The organism is Streptomyces sp. CB02261 (assembly GCF_001905665.1).
Taxonomy (GTDB): domain Bacteria; phylum Actinomycetota; class Actinomycetes; order Streptomycetales; family Streptomycetaceae; genus Streptomyces.
In genome coordinates this window covers 92282-109976 of sequence record NZ_LIVX01000010.1, presented here as the reverse complement: position 1 = coordinate 109976, position 17695 = coordinate 92282, and the positions used below count along the sequence as shown (strand labels likewise).

General features: G+C 73.2%; 16 protein-coding genes. 4 read left to right on the top strand and 12 right to left on the bottom strand.

The features are described from left to right. Positions 1 to 30: 30 nt before the first annotated feature. Positions 31 to 198: a hypothetical protein gene (locus AMK29_RS36840; protein WP_198942353.1), complete on the bottom strand. Its 168-nt coding sequence runs from the start codon at positions 196 to 198 to the stop codon at positions 31 to 33. A gap of 510 nt (positions 199 to 708) precedes the next feature. Between AMK29_RS36840 and AMK29_RS28920 the strand changes: the two genes are divergently transcribed. Then, positions 709 to 1890, top strand: coding sequence for a serine/threonine-protein kinase (locus AMK29_RS28920; protein ID WP_073818557.1), 1182 nt, complete (start codon positions 709 to 711; stop codon positions 1888 to 1890). Positions 1891 to 1896: 6 nt separating this feature from the next. Here AMK29_RS28920 and AMK29_RS28915 read toward each other — a convergent pair whose 3' ends face one another. The 8 genes from AMK29_RS28915 to AMK29_RS28880 form a co-directional block, all read right to left on the bottom strand. Next, complete coding sequence (locus AMK29_RS28915; protein ID WP_073818555.1) at positions 1897 to 2715, bottom strand: TrmH family RNA methyltransferase; 819 nt, start codon at positions 2713 to 2715, stop codon at positions 1897 to 1899. Between the two features lie 102 nt (positions 2716 to 2817). Next, entirely contained in the window at positions 2818 to 4050 is a 1233-nt protein-coding gene (gene cobA / locus AMK29_RS28910) for a uroporphyrinogen-III C-methyltransferase (RefSeq protein WP_073818553.1), read from the bottom strand. Positions 4051 to 4259: 209 nt separating this feature from the next. After that, positions 4260 to 7892: a nicotinate-nucleotide--dimethylbenzimidazole phosphoribosyltransferase gene (cobT, locus tag AMK29_RS28905; RefSeq protein ID WP_073818551.1), complete on the bottom strand. Its 3633-nt coding sequence runs from the start codon at positions 7890 to 7892 to the stop codon at positions 4260 to 4262. A gap of 305 nt (positions 7893 to 8197) precedes the next feature. Then, positions 8198 to 9454 (bottom strand): precorrin-6y C5,15-methyltransferase (decarboxylating) subunit CbiE, encoded by a 1257-nt coding sequence (cbiE, locus tag AMK29_RS28900; RefSeq protein ID WP_073818550.1) that lies wholly within the window; start codon positions 9452 to 9454, stop codon positions 8198 to 8200. A 70-nt stretch (positions 9455 to 9524) separates the two neighbouring features. Then, a complete protein-coding gene (locus AMK29_RS28895) occupies positions 9525 to 10160 on the bottom strand; it encodes a GNAT family N-acetyltransferase (RefSeq protein WP_073818548.1) in 636 nt (211 codons plus the stop codon). A 196-nt stretch (positions 10161 to 10356) separates the two neighbouring features. Further along, positions 10357 to 11211, bottom strand: a complete 855-nt coding sequence (locus tag AMK29_RS28890) for a MetQ/NlpA family ABC transporter substrate-binding protein (RefSeq protein WP_073818547.1) — start codon at positions 11209 to 11211, stop codon at positions 10357 to 10359. A gap of 93 nt (positions 11212 to 11304) precedes the next feature. Next, positions 11305 to 11973, bottom strand: a complete 669-nt coding sequence (locus AMK29_RS28885; RefSeq protein ID WP_030204624.1) for a methionine ABC transporter permease — start codon at positions 11971 to 11973, stop codon at positions 11305 to 11307. Then, the gene (locus AMK29_RS28880) at positions 11970 to 13028 is read right to left on the bottom strand and encodes a methionine ABC transporter ATP-binding protein (RefSeq protein ID WP_073818545.1); all 1059 of its coding nucleotides are present in this window, start codon (positions 13026 to 13028) and stop codon (positions 11970 to 11972) included. The genes AMK29_RS28885 and AMK29_RS28880 overlap by 4 nt, the downstream gene beginning before the upstream one ends. Before the next feature lie 563 nt (positions 13029 to 13591). Here AMK29_RS28880 and AMK29_RS28875 point away from each other — a divergent pair. Together AMK29_RS28875 and AMK29_RS28870 are read left to right on the top strand one after the other, a co-directional pair. After that, positions 13592 to 13954 carry a hypothetical protein gene (locus AMK29_RS28875; protein ID WP_073818544.1) on the top strand — a complete coding sequence of 121 codons (363 nt, stop codon included), beginning with the start codon at positions 13592 to 13594 and terminating at the stop codon, positions 13952 to 13954. A gap of 2 nt (positions 13955 to 13956) precedes the next feature. Next, the gene (locus AMK29_RS28870; RefSeq protein ID WP_073818542.1) at positions 13957 to 14391 is read left to right on the top strand and encodes a hypothetical protein; all 435 of its coding nucleotides are present in this window, start codon (positions 13957 to 13959) and stop codon (positions 14389 to 14391) included. Between the two features lies 1 nt (position 14392). On the opposite strand, the gene AMK29_RS28865 is transcribed toward AMK29_RS28870, so the two are convergent. The 3 genes from AMK29_RS28865 to AMK29_RS28855 form a co-directional block, all read right to left on the bottom strand. Beyond that, entirely contained in the window at positions 14393 to 14893 is a 501-nt protein-coding gene (locus AMK29_RS28865; RefSeq protein ID WP_073818541.1) for a GNAT family N-acetyltransferase, read from the bottom strand. A gap of 37 nt (positions 14894 to 14930) precedes the next feature. Next, positions 14931 to 15485, bottom strand: coding sequence for a sigma-70 family RNA polymerase sigma factor (locus AMK29_RS28860; protein ID WP_073818539.1), 555 nt, complete (start codon positions 15483 to 15485; stop codon positions 14931 to 14933). A gap of 108 nt (positions 15486 to 15593) precedes the next feature. After that, entirely contained in the window at positions 15594 to 16781 is a 1188-nt protein-coding gene (locus tag AMK29_RS28855; protein ID WP_073818538.1) for a glycerophosphodiester phosphodiesterase, read from the bottom strand. A 223-nt stretch (positions 16782 to 17004) separates the two neighbouring features. On the opposite strand from AMK29_RS28855, the gene AMK29_RS28850 reads away from it, so the two are divergent. Continuing rightward, positions 17005 to 17676, top strand: coding sequence for a lysophospholipid acyltransferase family protein (locus AMK29_RS28850; RefSeq protein ID WP_073818536.1), 672 nt, complete (start codon positions 17005 to 17007; stop codon positions 17674 to 17676). Positions 17677 to 17695: the final 19 nt, after the last annotated feature.

The following is a 17695-nucleotide window of genomic DNA, read 5'->3' as shown; positions in this document are numbered from 1 at the left end:
GGGCCGCTCTCCCGGGTCCCGGGGCGCCGTTCAGCGCCCCAGCATCACGCCCACGGACGACGCATGTGTGGCCACTGCCTCCCAGCCGCCGAAGACGACGACGAGCAGGGCCGCGAGAGGGAGGACCATGGCGGTGGCCACCAGCGGGTGGCGACGGCTCGAGGGCCGGGTGGTCGTCCGCGGTGCCGTGTAGGCCATGGTTCCTCTCCTGACGTGTGGGCGCGGCGGGTGCGTTACCTCGGGGGACGAGAGTCGCACCCGCCGCTTGACCTCAACACTAGGGAGCGGGGAGCGCCGGGACGTCATGCCCTCGTACCGACTTGCGGGCCTCCCGGAGGATGACGGCCGCCCGCGCGGCGTACTCCCCTGGGTGGAGACGGGGGCGCGGATCCCCGGGTCTTCCCGGAGGGGTTCCGGAAGGGCCTCGGGAGGGTGTCCGGGAGCGTGACATGGCTCACTTCGCGGGGCGTCCCGCGAACGCCCTGGTCCGAGGCCCTCCGTCGGCGTCTCAGGGGCCCTCGCCACGATCCCCGACCCCGCGTCAAGTGATCTCCGGGGCAAGGGCGTTGGGGCGGGGAGCGGACGCTCACCTCCGGCGCCCCTCCCCCTCAGCACTGACAATCGATCCCGGTGGGAGGGCGCGGCCTATGAGCACGCGCGGGCGCCACTACGTAAGCTGTGCCACGTCGAACGGACGAGGGGACGGACATGGCGATGATGCGGCTCCGGCGCGAGGATCCGCGGATCGTCGGGTCGTTCCGGCTCCACCGCAGGCTGGGGGCCGGCGGGATGGGCGTCGTGTACCTGGGGTCCGACCGGCGCGGTCAGCGGGTGGCCCTGAAGGTGATCCGGCCGGACCTCGCCGAGGACCAGGAGTTCCGGTCACGGTTCGCCCGCGAGGTGTCGGCGGCCCGGCGGATCCGCGGTGGCTGTACGGCCCGGCTCGTCGCCGCCGATCTGGAGGCCGAGCGCCCCTGGTTCGCCACCCAGTACGTGCCCGGTCCCTCGCTGCACGACCGGGTCGCCGAGGAGGGCGCGCTGCGCGCCGCGGACGTCGCCACCATCGGGGCGGCCCTCTCGGAGGGCCTCGTCGCCGTCCACGAGGCGGGGGTCGTGCACCGGGACCTCAAGCCCTCGAACATCCTGCTCTCCCCCAAGGGCCCCCGCATCATCGACTTCGGCATCGCCTGGGCCACCGGTGCCAGCACGCTGACCCACGTCGGCACGGCCGTCGGATCGCCCGGCTTCCTGGCGCCCGAGCAGGTGCGCGGAGCGGCCGTCACCCCCGCCACCGACGTGTTCTCGCTCGGTGCGACCCTGGCGTACGCCGCGATGGCCGACTCCCCCTTCGGGCACGGCAGTTCCGAGGTCATGCTCTACCGGGTGGTGCACGAGGAGCCGCAGCTGCACGGGGTGCCGGACGCCCTCGCGCCGCTGATCCGGGCCTGTCTCGCGAAGGATCCCGAGGACCGTCCCAGCACCCTCCAGCTGTCGATGCGGCTCAAGGAGATCGCGGCGCGCGAGGCGCAGGGGCTGCCGGTCTCCCGTCCGCCGGTCCAGCGGGACCGGACCGAGGAGCGGAACGCCGTACGGCCGACCGAGCGGTACACCGATCGGGACGTGCCCGGTCGTGGACCGGAGCGGGGCGCGGAGCGCGGTGCGGAGCGCGGTGCGGACCGCGGCCAGGGGCGTGGGCCCGGACCGTCGTCCCGGCCGTCCGCCGGGCCGCGGACCGGGGGCCGTCCCGCGACGCGGCCGGGTGCCCGGACGACGTCGACGGGGCGCCGCCCCGCCAACCCCCGGCTGCTGCGGCAGCGGCTCTTCGTCTTCGTGGTCGTGACCCTGGTGGTGGCCCTGGGCATCGCCGCCGCCCAGGCCCTCCAGGGCTGAGGCCGGTCAGGCTTCCGGGCGGCCCGTCGCCACCGCGTAGAACGCGACCGCCGCGGCGGCGCCCACGTTCAGCGAGTCCACGCCGTGGGCCATCGGGATGCGCACCCATTCGTCGGCGGCGCGCAGGGCCTGCGTCGACAGGCCGTCGCCCTCCGCCCCCAGCATCAGGGCGACCCGCTCCAGCCGGTGCGGCGCCGCCTCGTCGATCGAGGTCGCCTTCTCGGCCGGGGTGAGCGCCAGGAGCTTGAAGCCCGCCTCGCGTACGGCCTCCAGGCCGCGCGGCCAGGTGTCGAGGCGGGCGTACGGGACGGAGAACACCGCGCCCATGGACACCTTCACCGAACGCCGGTAGAGCGGGTCCGCGCAGTCCGGCGAGAGGAGCACCGCGTCCATGCCGAGGGCCGCGGCGCTGCGGAAGATCGCACCGATGTTGGTGTGGTCGTTGACCGACTCCATGACGACCACCCGGCGGGCGTCCACGAGCAGTTCGGCCGCGTCCGGGAGCGGCTTGCGCTGCATGGACGCGAGCGCGCCCCGGTGCACGTGGTAGCCGGTGACGCGCTCCGCGAGGTCCGGCTGGATCGCGTACACCGGCGCCGGGACCTCGTCGATGACGTCCCGCATGACGTCGACCCACTTGGCGGAGAGCAGCATCGACCGCATCTCGTACCCGGCCTGCCTGGCCCGGCGGATGACCTTCTCACCCTCCGCGATGAACAGGCCCTCGGCCGGCTCCCGTCTGCGCCGCAGCTCGACGTCGGTCAGGCCGGTGTAGTCGCGCAGACGCGGGTCGTCGGGGTCGTCGATCGTGATGAGTTCGGCCACGAGGTGATACTGCCTTGTCCGGGGTGTGGTGCCAATGTGTGCGACGGGGTTCGGTCACCCCTGGTCACCGGGCCCGAGGGCCCGGTCCGTTGCTGCGCCCGGTCACTTCACCAGGCGGTCGGGGCCCTCGGCGACGACGTCGCCGACGACGATGACGGCGGGCGGGCGGACGTCCTGCGCCCTGACGGTCTCCGCGACCGTCGCGAGGGTGGCGTCGACCCGGCGCTGGGACGCCGTGGTGCCCTCCTGGATCAGGGCCAGCGGCGTCTCGGGGTTCTTGCCGTGCGCGACGAGCGCCTCGGCGATCTTCCCGATCTTGTCGACGCCCATGAGGATGACGAGGGTGCCGGTGAGCTTCGCGAGCGACGCCCAGTCGACGAGGGAGCGCGGGTCGTCGGGGGCGACGTGACCGCTGACCACCGTGAACTCGTGGGCGACCCCGCGGTGCGTGACCGGGATGCCGGCGGCGCCGGGGACCGAGATCGAGCTGGAGATGCCCGGGACCACCGTGCAGGAGATCCCCTCGGCGGCGAGCGCCTGCGCCTCCTCCATGCCGCGGCCGAAGACGAACGGGTCGCCGCCCTTCAGCCGCACGACGGACCTGCCCGCCTTCGCGTGCTCGATCAGCGCGTTGTTGATGGCCTCCTGGGCCATGAACCGGCCGTACGGGATCTTCGCCGCGTCGATCACCTCGACGTGCGGGGGCAGCTCGTCCAGGAGGTCGCGGGGGCCGAGCCGGTCCGCGATGACCACGTCCGCCTCGGCGAGCAGCCGACGGCCGCGCACCGTGATCAGGTCCGGGTCGCCGGGGCCGCCGCCCACCAGGGCGACGAAGGGGGTACGGGAGCGGTGCGCGGGAGCGGCGATCGAACCGTCGCGGAGCCCCTCGACGATCGCGTCGCGCACGGCGGCGGAGCGGCGGGGGTCGTGACCGGTGAGCACGGCCACGGTGACGCCGGCGTCGCGGCCGGTCGCCGGGGTCCACGCGGTGGCCGCCTCGGCGTCGTCGGCGCGCACGCACCAGGTCCGGGAGCGCTCGGCCTCGGCGGAGGCGGCGGCGTTGGCGGCCGGGTCGGTGGTGGCGACCAGGGCGTACCAGGCGTCGGCGAGGTCGCCGTCCTCGTACCGCCGCCTGGCCCAGGTGATCTCGCCGGCCTCGGCCATGGCCTCGACGGAGGGCGTGGCGGACGGGGAGATCAGCGTGATGTCGGCGCCCGCGGCGATCAGGGCGGGCAGCCGGCGCTGGGCGACCTGGCCGCCGCCGAGGACGACGACGCGGCGGCCTGCCAGGCGGAGACCGACGGGGTAGGCGGGGTGGTCGGCGTTGTCGGCCATGGGTGAGCGGCTCCTCGGAGAGCGTGGCGGTGCGAACGAGAAGGCCGCTGCGGCTGTGGAGCGGCTCGTACAGAGTCACGATATCCGTGACCTGGGGTGGGCAAGGTGTGACGGATGTCCCGCCGGTCGACTCCCGGCGGGTGCCCCGGGACCGTACGGCCCCCGCGCGTCCCCCACTCCCCTGCGGGGTGGGGGACGCGTGCGCGGTGCTACTTCTCGGTGACGCCCGCCGAGTCGAACGTGGCCACCTCGTGCATCGCGCGGGCGGCGCTCTGCACCAGCGGGAGGGCGAGCAGCGCGCCCGTGCCCTCGCCGAGGCGGAGGTCCAGGTCGACCAGGGGGCGCAGTCCCAGCTTGTTGAGCGCCGCCACGTGACCCGGCTCGGCGCTGCGGTGGCCCGCGATGCAGGCCGCCAGCGACTCGGGCGCGATGGCGCGGGCCACGAGCGCCGCAGCACCGGTCGACACGCCGTCGAGGATGACCGGGGTGCGCAGGGAGGCCGCGCCCAGGATCAGGCCGACGAGGGCCGCGTGCTCCAGGCCGCCGACCGCCGAGAGGACGCCGATCGGGTCGGCCGGGTCCGGCTGGTGGAGGTCGAGGGCGCGGCGGACCACGTCCACCTTGCGGGCGTGCGTCTCGTCGTTGATGCCCGTGCCGCGGCCCGTGACCTCGGTCGGGTCCACGCCGGTGTAGACGGAGATCAGGGCGGCGGACGCGGTGGTGTTCGCGATGCCCATCTCGCCGGTGAGGAGGGCCTTGTTGCCGGCGGCGACCAGGTCCCTGGCCGTCTCGATGCCGACCTCGATGGCGGCCAGGACCTCGTCGCGGGTCATCGCCGGTCCCGTGGTGAAGTCGCCGGTACCGGGGCGGACCTTGCGCGGCAGGAGGCCCGGGGTGGCCGGGAGCTCGGAGGCGACGCCGACGTCGATGACGCAGACCTCGGCGCCGACCTGGTTCGCGAAGGCGTTGCAGACCGCTCCCCCGCCGAGGAAGTTGGCCACCATCTGCCCGGTGACCTCCTGCGGCCAGGGGGTGACGCCCTGGGCGTGCACCCCGTGGTCGCCCGCGAAGATCGCGACGGCCGCGGGCTCCGGGATCGGCGGCGGGCACATCCGGGAGAGACCGGAGAGCTGCGCGGAGATGATCTCCAGCATGCCCAGGGCCCCGGCGGGCTTGGTCATGCGCTTCTGCCGCTCCCACGCCTCGCCGAGCGCCTTGGCGTCGAGCGGGCGGATGTTGGCCACGGTCTCCTGGAGCAGGTCGTGGGGCTCCTCGCCGGGCAGGGCACGGCGGCCGTACGTCTCCTCGTGGACGACCCAGGCCAGCGGGCGGCGCTTGGACCAGCCCGCCTGCATCAGCTCGGGCTCCTCGGGGAACTCGTCGACGTATCCCACGCAGAGGTACGCGACGACTTCGAGGTGCTCGGGCAGGCCGAGGGTACGGACCATCTCGCGCTCGTCGAAGAAGCTGACCCAGCCGACGCCGAGGCCCTCGGCACGGGCGGCGAGCCAGAGGTTCTCGACGGCGAGCGCCGAGGAGTACGGGGCCATCTGCGGCTGCGTGTAGCGGCCCAGGGTGTGGCGGCCGCCCCGGGTGGGGTCGGCGGTCACCACGATGTTGACCGGGGTGTCGAGGATGGCCTCGATCTTCAGTTCCTTGAACTGCTTGGCCCGCGCCTTGGGAAGCGACCTGGCGTACGCCTCGCGCTGCCGCTGGGCCAGCTCGTGCATCGTCTGCCGGGTCTCGGCGGAGCGGATGACGACGAAGTCCCAGGGCTGGGAGTGGCCGACGCTGGGGGCCGTGTGGGCGGCCTCCAGGACGCGGAGCAGCACCTCGTGCGGGATCGGATCGGAGCGGAAGCCGTTGCGGATGTCGCGGCGCTCGCGCATCACGCGGAGGACGGCCTCGCGCTCGGCGTCGTCGTAGCCGGGCGCGGGGGCGGACTCCACGAGAGGCTGGGCGGCCTCCGGGTCGTACGCGGGGGCGTCCGTCTCCTCGGCCGGAACGGCTTCGGCTGCGTCGGCCTCCTGCGGGAGCGGCTCGGGGGCGTCGGCGGGCAGCTCGGCGTCCGCGTGGGCGGCCTCGTGGGCGGCGGTCTCCTGCGGGAGCGCCTCGGGGGCCGCGTCGGCGAGGGGCGCCTCGGGCTCCAGCGGGAGCGCCTCGGGGGCGTCCGTGGGCGCGGTGGCCTCCGGTGCCTCGGCGGTCGGGTGCACCGGCTCGGGCAGGGGGGCCTCGTCGGAGGCCGGCTGGTCGGCGACCACGGCTTCGGGCGCCGGGACCGGCTCGGGCAGGACCGGGGCTTCCGGGGCCTCGATAGCCTCCGGGGCCTGCGGAGACTCCGAGGTCTCCAGGGCTTCCGGGGTCTCGGGGGCCTCAGAGGCCTCCGGGGTCGCCTCCGGAACGAACGGGATCTCCTCGGCGACCGGCTCCACGGCGGCTTCCTCGGGAGTCTGCTCCTCGGCCGGGGCCTCGGCGGGCCGTGCCTCGGCCTCCGGGGCCTGCTCGGCCTCGGGCTCCTCCGCCGCCGGGGCGGCGGGCTCCACGACGACCGCCGTGGCGGGCTCGGCCTCACGGGGGGCGGGGACCGTCACCTGGAGGTCGGTCGGCGCGACCGGGGCCTCGGGGGCGACGTCCGCCACGGGGACCTCGGCCTCGGCGGCCGGCTCGGACTGCTCGCCCGACTCGGTCACGGGGAACGCGTCGGTCGCCGGAGCCGGCTCGGCCTGCTCGGTCGCCGGGACCTGCTCGGCCACGGGGATCGGGGCCAGGTGCGGGGTGGTCGGGACGTTGCCCTCGACCGGGACGAACTGGCCGGTCGCCGGGACGACCGTTTCTGCGAGGGCCTCGGCCGCGGGCTCCTGCGGCTGCGCGGCCCACGGCTCGGCGCCCTGCGGCGCGAGCTGCTGGTCCTGCGCGATGTCGAAGTACTCGGGGCCGGTGGTCGGCGGGCCCGGGTTCCGTGCGGGCATCGGCGCGGGGCCGGTCGCCACGAGGGTCTCGGGAGCGGGGGCCGGCGGCGCGGGCTGCGGGGCGGGGGCGGGCGCGGCGGGGCCACGATCGGCCAGCGAGCGCACGACGCCGCCGGTCTCGGGCACGGGCGGGCCCATGTGCAAGGGGCGACGCGAGGGCTGCGGGGCCGGGGCCGCGGCGGGCGGCGGCACGCGGACGCCGCCGAGGTCCACGGAGCCGGAGTCACGGCCGGCGGCCTCGTGGGCGCCGGTGTCGAGGATCCCGGGCTCGTAGCCGTGGTCGGTGGCGACGGGCTCCTGCTGCGGGGCGGGCACGCCGTGCGCGGGGGTGCCCGCCGCGTGGCCGACCGGGACGCCGTGCGCCGGAGTACCCGTCGTCCCGTCGAGCGGGACACCGTGGGCGGGCGTACCGGCGAGCGGGACGCCGTGCGCCGGAGTGCCGAAGGGCTGGGCGAGCGGGACGCCCTGCGGCGGGGTCTGGTTCTGCGGGGCCGTGAGCACGTCACCGAGGGCGACGGCGTCCAGCGGGGCCGTGAGCGGGTCCGGCAGGGGGTCGGTCAAGGGGTCACCCATCGGCGTCTGCGCGTCGGCGGCCGCGGGGTGCGGCGCGCCCTGCTGGGGCACCGAATGGTTCGGCACGAGCGGTGCTGCCGGCGGGGGCGGCACGGCGACCGGCGGCGCCGGCGCGACGCCCGGCGGGTGCTCGCTCCATGCGCCCTGGGCACCCGGCATGAGCAGCAGGTCGTCGTCCTCGGTGGTGTGCTCGGAGGGGTCCAGGAAGGTGTACGCGCCCGGTGCGGGGATGCCCGGCTGCTCGACCATGCCTGCGTTCTCCGGCAGCCCCTCGCCCGGGACCTGGCCGGTGTCCGTCATGCGTACCCCTCGCCCATCGCTTGTGCTTCCTTCAGACCTGCGCCCGTCGACAAGAACGAGCGCGCGCGCCGCGCGGCACGAAGGACACGCGGACGCTCACACATTGTCGCCGCCCCCGGCCGTCGTGGCAGGGAGATTCGCCACGGTGCGCTGTGGACTGCGCCACGTCGCGCGGTCCCCCCTTGTCGCGTACCACGTCAGCGGCGCAAAGCGACCACTTGTTCAGGACATTGGCGAACGAATCGCCGAACGTCCGGATGCGGTACAACAATCGGCCAGCCTACCTGGCCGTGGGGGCGGCACCGTCACGGGTGGGGGACGTCGGCCCTGCGCCCGGCCAGCAGGAACACGACCGAGCGCTCGCGTTCCGACCAGTCGTGCGGGTCGAGTCCGACGGTCTGGAGGAGGAGGCTCTCCACGGTGTAGCCGCCGTCGGCGAGGGCGGCCCCGATGGCCTCGGCCTCGTCGCGGGTGGAGGCGTGGGCGACGATCCGTTCCGGGCGCCGGTCGGTGCAGGCGGTGACGACGGGGACGCCGCCGGCCGCGATCCGTACGACATCGGGTTCGGGCAGGCTCTCCAGGACGTGCGGGGCGCGTCCCGGGACGGCCTGGAGGAGTACGCCGTGGCGGCGGGCGCTCTGCTCGGTGCGGGCGCAGGCCGCCGGGTCGATGTCCACGGCGATGACGGCGGCGCCGAAGCGGGCGGCCTCGACGGAGAAGGCGCCGCTCGCGCAGCCGATGTCCCAGACGAGGTCGCCGGTGCGGGGGCCGAGGCGGGCGAGCTGGGCGGCCCGCAGGGACGGGTCCTCGCCCGCGCCGGTCCATGACCCGTCGCGCGCGGCGGTTCCGGGGGCGTACCCCTGGGGGTCGTACTCCTCGGTGGGCAGGCCCCAGCCGCGTACGGGACGCGCGGTCGGGTCCTGGCCCATCAGCCAGGGGGCGGCGGGAGGGCCGCCCGTGGTGCCGCCGATGACGAGGACGACGTTCGGGTCGCGCCAGGTGTGGTCGGCGGCCTTGTCGGAGGTGAGGACGGAGACCTGTTCGCGGGCGGTGCCGAGTTCCTCGCAGATCACGAAGGTGCGGTGGACGCCGTCGAGGAGCAGGGCGAGCTCGGCGGGTCCGGCGCCGGGTGAGGTGAGGACGGCGACCTTGGTGTGGGCGCGGCAGACGTTGACGGCGCGGCGCAGGGTGCGCTGGTGGGCGACGACGATCCGGGCGTCCTCCCAGGGCATTCCGGCGCGGGCGAAGGCGGCGGCGACGGAGGAGACGGCGGGGACGACCTCGACCTCCAGGCCGTGCTCGGGTGCGCGCAGGGTGCGGACGACGCCGAAGAAGCCGGGGTCGCCGTCGGCGAGGACGACTGCGGTGCCGCGGTGGCCGGCGATCCGGCGGGCGGCGAGGTCGACGCTGCCCAGGCGGATGCGTTCGGCGCCCGGCGGCACTTCGGGCAGGGCCAGGTGGTGGGCGGCCCCGGCCACCAGGGTGGCGGCGGAGAGGGCGGACCTGGCCGCCGCGGTGAGAGGTGAGCCGTCCCATCCGATCACCGTGACGCGGTCGGCCATCGTCGTCTGTCTCCTGGTGTCGTCGCAGGTCGGGGGCGTGGTGAGCGTACCCCGGGTCGGCTGGTGGGGGTCAGCTCCAGTCGGTGTACGAGGAGTACCCGGCCTCGGCCATCTGGTCGGCGACGCCGTCGAGGTCCTCGGGGAGGAGGCCCCAGACGATGAAGTCGGTGCGCAGATCGGTCCAGCTGCCGTCCTCGGTGCGGGTGCGGGCTATGCAGGCGTTGCGCAGGACGCCTTCGCTGATGCAGCCGATCTTCTGGGCGACCTGCTGGGAGGCGGTGTTGCCGGCGGCGGTGCGCAGCTCCAGGCGCTCGAACTTCTGGTCGCCGAAGAGCCACTGGGCGGTGGCGAGCGCGGCTTCGGAGGCGTAGCCCTCGCCGCGGGCCCAGGGGGCGATGATGTAGGAGATCTCGGTGGAGCGGATGCGCCAGTCGGTGTTGCCCAGTTGGATGATGCCGACCAGGCGCTGGGTGAGGAACTCGGTGACGGCGAGGTCGATGCCTCTGCCCTCGGCGCGTTCGGTGGGGGCGTACTCGGTGATCCAGTGGCGGGCGGCGGCCTCGGTGTAGGGCTGGGGCACACCGGTCCAGGCGGCGACGAGTTCGTCGTTCATCATCTCCGCGAGGGCGGGGGCGTCTGCCTCTTCGAGCGCGCGCAGCACCAACCGGTCCGTGTTGATGGAGATGTCCGGAAAGGTGGTAGTCATGCGCAGCTCCATGCCGAGGACCGTCCGAATCGACCGTGAACGCACAGCATGCAGCATGCGGCCGCCGGTGCGCATGGCCGGGTGGGTGGTCGGTGGGGGTGTGGCGAAGGCCCCGCGCACCGGACGGGGTGCGCGGGGCCTTCCGCTCAAGAACTGTACGGGGGACGCCGTCTGACGGCCCCTCCGACGCGTCTTCCTACTTGACGGCGCCGAAGGCCGGGATGACCGAGCCCTTGTAGGTGTCCTCGATGTACTTCTTCACCTCGGGCGAGTTGAGGAGCTCGGCGAGCTTCTGCACGCGGGCGTCCTGCTCGTTGCCCTTCCTGACGGCGAGGAAGTTGGCGTACGGGTTGCCCTCCGCCTTCTCCAGGACGAGGGCGTCCTTCGCCGGCTCCAGCTTGGCCTCGATGGCGTAGTTGCCGTTGATGACGGCGGCGTCCACGTCGTTCAGGGCGCGGGGCACGGTGGCGGCCTCCAGCTCCTTGAACTCCAGGCCCTTCTTGTCGGTGATGTCGGAGAGCTTGGCGTTGGTGCCGACGCCCGGCTTGAGGGTGATGAGGCCGTTCTCGGCGAGCAGCTGGAGGGCGCGGCCGCCGTTGGTGGTGTCGTTGGGGACGGCGATGGTCTGGCCGGGCTTGATGTCCTTCGCCGACTTCAGGCTCTTGGAGTAGAGGCCGAGGGGCTCCAGGTGGACGTTGACCACGGGGACGATGGTGGTCTTGTTCTTCTGGTTGAAGTCGTCGAGGTACGGCTTGTGCTGGAAGAAGTTGGCGTCGACCTGGCCGGACTGGGTGGCGGTGTTCGGCAGGACGTAGTCCGTGAACTCCTTCACCTCCAGCTTCAGGCCGGCCTTCTCGGCCAGGTTGTCCTTGACGTAGTTGAGGATGTCGGCGTGCGGCGTCGGGGACGCGGCGACGACGAGGGGCTTGTCGGCGGAGCCGGCCGCGCCCTTGGAGGAGGCCGGGTCCGAGGAGGTGCCGCAGGCGCTGAGCCCGAGGGCGAGGGCGGCGGTGGCGGCGATACCGGCGGTGAGCTTGATGTTCTTACGCACGAAGAGTGCCTCTTTCAGGTGGTGCGGTGGACGCCTGGACAACAAGTCCGGGCTGTTTCTTCGAAGGACGAAGTCTGGGTGGCCGGGGAGCTGTTACGCGGTGCGGCCCCGGCGGGCGAGGAGTCGTACGACTCCGTCGCCGATGAGCTGGACGACGGTCACGATCAGGACCAGGACGACGACGGTGACCAGCATGAAGGTGGTGTCGAAGCGCTGGTATCCGTAGGTGACGGCCTTGGAGCCGAGGCCTTCGCCGCCGACCGCGCCGGCCATCGCGGAGTATCCGATGAGGACGATGACCGTGGTGGTGACGCCCGAGACCAGCGAGGGCAGGGCCTGGGGCAGCAGCACCTTGCGGACGATGGTGGGAATGCCGCCGCCCATGGCCTGGACGGCTTCGACGAGGCCGTGGTCGACCTCGCGGATCGACGTCTCGACGAGCCGGGCGAAGAAGGGGATGGCGCCGATGGCGAGCGGCACGATCATCGCGGTCGGGCCGATGAAGGTGCCGACGACGAAGGTGGTGAACGGGATCAGGGCGATCAGCAGGATGATGAAGGGCAGCGAACGCCCCACGTTCACGATCGCACCGACGATCTTGTTCACCGGCCGGTTCTGCAGCAGTCCGCCCTTGTCCGTGAGGACGAGGAGGATGCCGAGCGGCAGGCCGCCGAGCACGGTGACGACGGTGGCCCACAGGACCATGTAGAGCGTGTCGACGGTGCCCTGCTCCAGCAGCGGCTGCATCTCGGACCAGGTCACTTGGCACCTTCCTTGACCAGTGCGGGCGCGGTCGCGGCCGGGGCCGCCGCGTCCTCTTCGACGACCTCGACCTGGAGACCCTGCTCGCGCAGGAAGCCGACCGGGACGACGTTGTCCTCGTACCGTCCGGGCAGCTCGATCCGCATCCGGCCGATCTGCCGGCCGCCGACGGTGTCCATGGCGGCGCCGAGGATCGAGATGTCGATGTTGTACGTGCGGGAGAGCTGCGAGATGACCGGCTGGGTCGCGGACTCGCCGTGGAAGGTGACGTCGACGACCGTGCGGTCGGGGCCGGTGGCGGCGCCGCTGACCGGGAAGAGCTCGGCCGCCAGCTGGGAGCCGGGGGTGGCGAGCAGTTCGGCGACGGTGCCGGACTCGACGACGCGGCCGTGCTGCATCAGGGCGGCGGAGTCGCAGATCGTCTTCACGACGTCCATCTCGTGCGTGATGAGCAGCACGGTCAGGCCGAGCTGCTGGTTGAGGTCGCGCAGCAGCTGGAGGATGGAGCGGGTGGTCTCCGGGTCGAGGGCGCTGGTGGCCTCGTCGGAGAGGAGGACCTTGGGCTTGCCGGCGAGGGCGCGGGCGATGCCGACGCGCTGCTTCTGGCCGCCGGAGAGCTGACCGGGGTAGGCCTTGGCCTTGTCGGCGAGGCCGACCAGGTCGAGGAGTTCGAGGGCGCGGCGGGAGCGCTCGGCGCCGGATATGCCGAGGATCTCCAGGGGGAGTTCGATGTTGTCCTTCACCGTGCGGGAGGACAGCAGGTTGAAGTGCTGGAAGACCATGCCGATGCTGCTGCGCGCCCGGCGCAGGTCCTTGCCCGCGCGACGGCTCTTCCCGGCGAGGGCGGTGAGGTCGACGCCGTCGACGGTCACGGTGCCGGAGGTGGGGCGCTCCAGGAGGTTGACGCAGCGGATGAGCGAGGACTTGCCGGCGCCGCTCTGGCCGATCACGCCGAACACCTCGCCCTCGCGGACGTGGAGGTCGACGCCGTCCAGAGCGGTGACCTGGCGGCCGCGCGACTCATAGACCTTGGTCAGGCCCGAAGTGGTGATCACAGGGGTTTCCGTCACTGTCGAGTGCGCGACGCGGGGTCCGTCACGCACGGGGCATTCGTCTTCGGACAGTCAGGCGCAGGGGGCCGGTCCGGCGGGTGGCCGGGCGTCGGCGGTGCGCGGGGCGGGCGCGGTCCATCGCCTCGCGGCGGGAGGAACGGCACGGCCGTCGGGTCTCGCTTCGGGGCGCGAAACTCAGGCGGGGGCCCTCAGAAGGCGCACATTCGACACATACAACGAGCACCGGGCGTCGTGATCGCCTCGGTCGCAAGGATGCGGCTGCTCGTCGTGGTCATGTCTGCAAGTAAAGCATGCGCACTCGCGAACGAAAGGGGGCTGTCCGAATAGCGGACGTCAGTGAGACATCATGCGGACACTCCGGGGGCTCCCGTTCCACCCCGTTCCCGTATGTGGCCTGCGCGGAAGGGCCCGGCGGACCGCCCCCCGAGACGGTCACGGACGGCCGGTGCGGGCGAGGGCTGTGGCCAAGGCCACGGTCCGCGCGCCAGGCGTCGGCGGGGGGGCCGAGCGCATCGGGCCTTATCGACCGTAATACCCTCGGGCGCATGCTTGACGTCCTGACGGTCGCGGTCTCCGTGGCCGCGCTCGCCCTCGCCGCCTGGTGCGGCTTCGCCGCCTTCCGCGACCAGCCGACCAAGGACTGGCACTTCATCGGCATGGCCGTGGTGACCTTCCTCGTCCTGGTCCAGCTGATCGTCGGGATCGTGCAGCTGGTGCGGGGCGAGAAGGCGGAAGAGGGCGCGACGATCTTCGTCGCCTATCTGATCGGGGCGCTGTGCGCGGTCCCCATCGCCGGGTTCATGTCGCTCGCGGAGCGCAGCCGGTGGGGTTCGGCCACGGTGGCCGCGGGCGCGGTCGTCCTGGCCGTGCTCGAAGTGCGTCTCCACGACATCCGGACGGTGGGCTGACCATGACCGCGACTCAGGAGAAGGCGGCACAGGGCGCGCGGACCCGTCTCGTCACGGGGCCCGGCATCCTGCTGGTCTGGCTGTACGGCGTGATGTCGGTGGGTGCGGTCTCCCGCTCGATCTACCAGATCGCCACGGAGTTCGACCGGGCGCCGCTCGCGTACGCCCTGTCGGCGGTGGCGGCAGTCGTCTACGCCTTCATCACCTACACGCTGGTCCGCGGCGGGGAGACGGCCCGCAGGGCGGCGCTGGTGTGCTGCGCCGCCGAGCTCGCGGGCGTGCTGATCGTCGGTACCTGGACGCTGGTCGAGCCGTCCGCCTTCCCGGACGCGACGGTCTGGTCGGACTACGGCTACGGCTACCTCTTCATTCCGGTGCTGCTCCCGCTGACCGGCATCTGGTGGCTGCGCCGGTCGCGCGCGCTGACGGCCGCCTGAGTCAGGCGGCCTTCTCCAGGGTCACCAGGGTGAGCCTGGGGCCGAGCTCGCGGGTGGCGACCTGGGCGTACCCCTTGCGGCGGTACAGGCGCAGGTTGCCCTCGCTGCGGTGGCCGGTGAAGAGCTGGAAGCGCTTGGCGGGGGGTGCCGCCGGCGCGGTGGCGTCCGTACCGGCGGCGAAGCGGCGCTCGATGCCGTCGAGGAGCCGTCCGCCGAGGCCGTGACGGCGCATGCGCGGGTGGACGATCAGCTTGGCGATCCGCACCGTGCCGTCCTCGTCGATGCGGGCCCGCACGGAGGCGACGACCTCGTCACCGAGCCGGGCCACCAGGCCGTACCCCTCGTCCAGTTCGGCGCGCAGGTTGTCGAGCGACTGCGTGAGCGGTTCGATGGACCAGTCGCCGTACAGCTCCGCCTCGCTCTGGTAGCAGAGGTACTGCAGCTTAAGGATGTGCTCCGCGTCCCGCGCGTCCGCTGCTGAGATGGTCACGCTCAGGCCCATGTGTGCACGCCTCCCGCTCATCTGGTCGATCATCGGTTTACCGCACCCTTCCCCTTCGGTCGGGCGCGGGAACCTCCGCAGCCAGCATTCTGCGCAGGCATCCCAGGCAACGGGAACGCATCGGCCCCAGACTGCCCTGTGAGATACCCAACTCTCCTGCGATTTCCCGGTAGGTGAGGTCCTCGGGGGCGAGCATCGCGGTCAGCACCCGGGGGCAGCGGCCGGGCGTCCGGGTGACGGCGGCGCGCAGCGTGCGGCGGCCCTCGGCGTCCAGCAGGGAGCGTTCGGGGGATCCGTCGTGTCCCGAGCTCTCGGGATCGTGGGCGGGCTCGTCGCGGTAGGGGCGTTCGCGGTCGCTGGTCCTGCGGGCTCGGCGGGCCTCGGCGCGGACGGCGCGGCGCAGCCACTCGGCGGGACGCTCGGGGGCGGTCCCGGTCTGCTGGAGCTGCTCCAGGAGACGGAGCCAGACGGCCTGTTCGAGGTCGCTCGGCTCGACGCCGGCGGCCGGCGCCTCGGCGTCCGACTCGGCGGCGAGCAACGGGGCGAGGGCGGCGAGGAGCTCGGGGGCGGGGCGGGTTTCCGGGGTGGTCATGTCCGGCACGATGCCGGGGCACGCGGGCGTGGTTGCGGTACGGGTCGTAAACCACCCGGGAGGAGGTCGTGCGGGCCCGGTCGCCGGACCCGCACGCCGACTCCTCGGTCAGTCGCGGCCGGTGAGGTCCGCGGCGCCGAGCAGCGCGGTGTCCGGGTTGTCGGAGAAGATCCCGTCGATCCCCGTGTCCAGGTACCGCTTGAGGGCGCCGAACGAGTCGCCGTACGCCGCCGGGTCCGTACCGCGGCGGAAGTCCACGGGCAGGAAGGCGTTCTCGTTGCGGTGGGTGTACGGGTGGAGGATCAGGCCCTCGGCGTGCGCGTCGCGGACCAGGGTGGTCGGGTCGCCGAGGCGGCCGCTCGCGTCCTTGGGGATCACCAGGTCGAGCGTGGGGCCGATGCCCTTCGCGTACGAGGCGATCCACCGCAGGCCCTCGGGGGTGACCAGATCGGCGACCGTGCGCGGGTCCCCGGCCTGCACGAAGTCCCAGGGGCGGCTCGTCGCGCCGGAGAGCAGGACCACCCCGGGCGAGTCCACGAGCCGGGCGAGCCGCTGGATGCTGCTGGGCTCGAAGGACTGGAGGAAGACCGGGGAGTTCGCGCGGTGGCGTCCGTACCGGCGCAGGAGCTTGGCGAGCCGCTCCTCGAGGCCGAGGCCGAGGGACCGGAAGTAGGTGGGGTGCTTGGTCTCGACGTGGAGCCAGATCTCGCGGCCCCGACGGCGGCCCTCGTCCTCGGCCCAGCGGAGGACCTCCTCGAAGGTGGGGATCGTCCAGCGGCCGTCGTAGAGGGTGTTCTCCTGGCGGGTGCCGGGGATGCGCTCCTTCGCCCGCAGCGTCTTGAGCTCGGCGAGTGTGAAGTCCTCGGTGAACCAGCCGGTGAAGGAGGTGCCGTCGACGGTCTTGGTGGTCTTCCGGGAGGCGAACTCCGGGTGGTCGGCGACGTCGGTGGTGCCGGTGATGTCGTTCTCGTGGCGGCAGACGAGGTGGCCGTCCTTGGTGGGGACGAGGTCCTGCTCGATGACGTGGGCGCCGAGGTCGAGAGCCAGCCGGTAGGAGCCGAGGGTGTGCTCGGGGCGGTAGCCGCTGGCGCCGCGGTGGGCGATGACGGTGGGGACGGGGAGGGAGCGGTAGCCGCGTCCGTGGCCGTGGGCGCGGCCCGTCGCTGCGGCCCGCGCGTCGGCTGCCTGCGCCGCGCCCGTGCCGGCCGCGAGGGCCGCGGAGGCGCCGAGGACGGTGGCGCCCGCCGCTCCGAGTACCGTGCGCCGGGCCGGGATCCGGCGTTCGCCCTGGGTCATGAGGTGTCCTCCTGTGTCATGTCCCGCACGTGTCGACGGGTGCCCCCGACGCTAGGCATCAACCCCCTCCACCCGGCAGACCTCGGCCGAACACGGCGGAAACTCACGTCAACACTGCGTATCCACTCGGTGAACCCGATGTGCGCGCGGACGTGACCCGCGAGTATCGTCGCCAGCTGCACCGCCGTCAGGTCGACTGACCCGCGCCCCACCGGAGGAACCGTTGTCCCGTCTCGCGATCATCAAGGCAGTGCTCGGGCCGGTCATGCGCCTGATGTTCCGCCCCCGCGTGGAGGGCGCCGAGAACATCCCGGGGACCGGACCCGTCATCCTCGCGGGCAACCACCTGACCTTCATCGACTCGATGATCATGCCGATCTGCCTGGACCGTCCGGTCTACTTCATCGGCAAGGACGAGTACGTGACGGGCAAGGGCGTCAAGGGCCGGGCGATGGCCTGGTTCTTCACCAGCGTCGGCATGATCCCGGTGGACCGGGACGGCGGCCGCGGCGGCGTGGCGGCGCTGATGACCGGCCGCCGGGTCCTCGAACAGGGCAACGTCTTCTCGATCTACCCGGAGGGCACCCGCTCCCCCGACGGCCGGCTCTACCGCGGCCGTACGGGCATCGCGCGGCTCACCCTGATGACCGGGGCGCCGGTGGTGCCGTTCGCGATGATCGGCACCGACAAGATCCAGCCGGGTGGGGCGGGCTTCCCGCGTCCGGGCCGGGTGACGGTCCGCTTCGGTGAGGCGATGGAGTTCTCCCGGTACGAGGGGATGGACCGCGACCGCTATGTGCTGCGGGCGGTGACGGACTCGGTGATGGCCGAGGTGATGCGGCTCTCGGGGCAGGAGTACGTGGACATGTACGCCACGAAGGCGAAGGCGGCGTAGTCCCCCTCGATCGTGACCG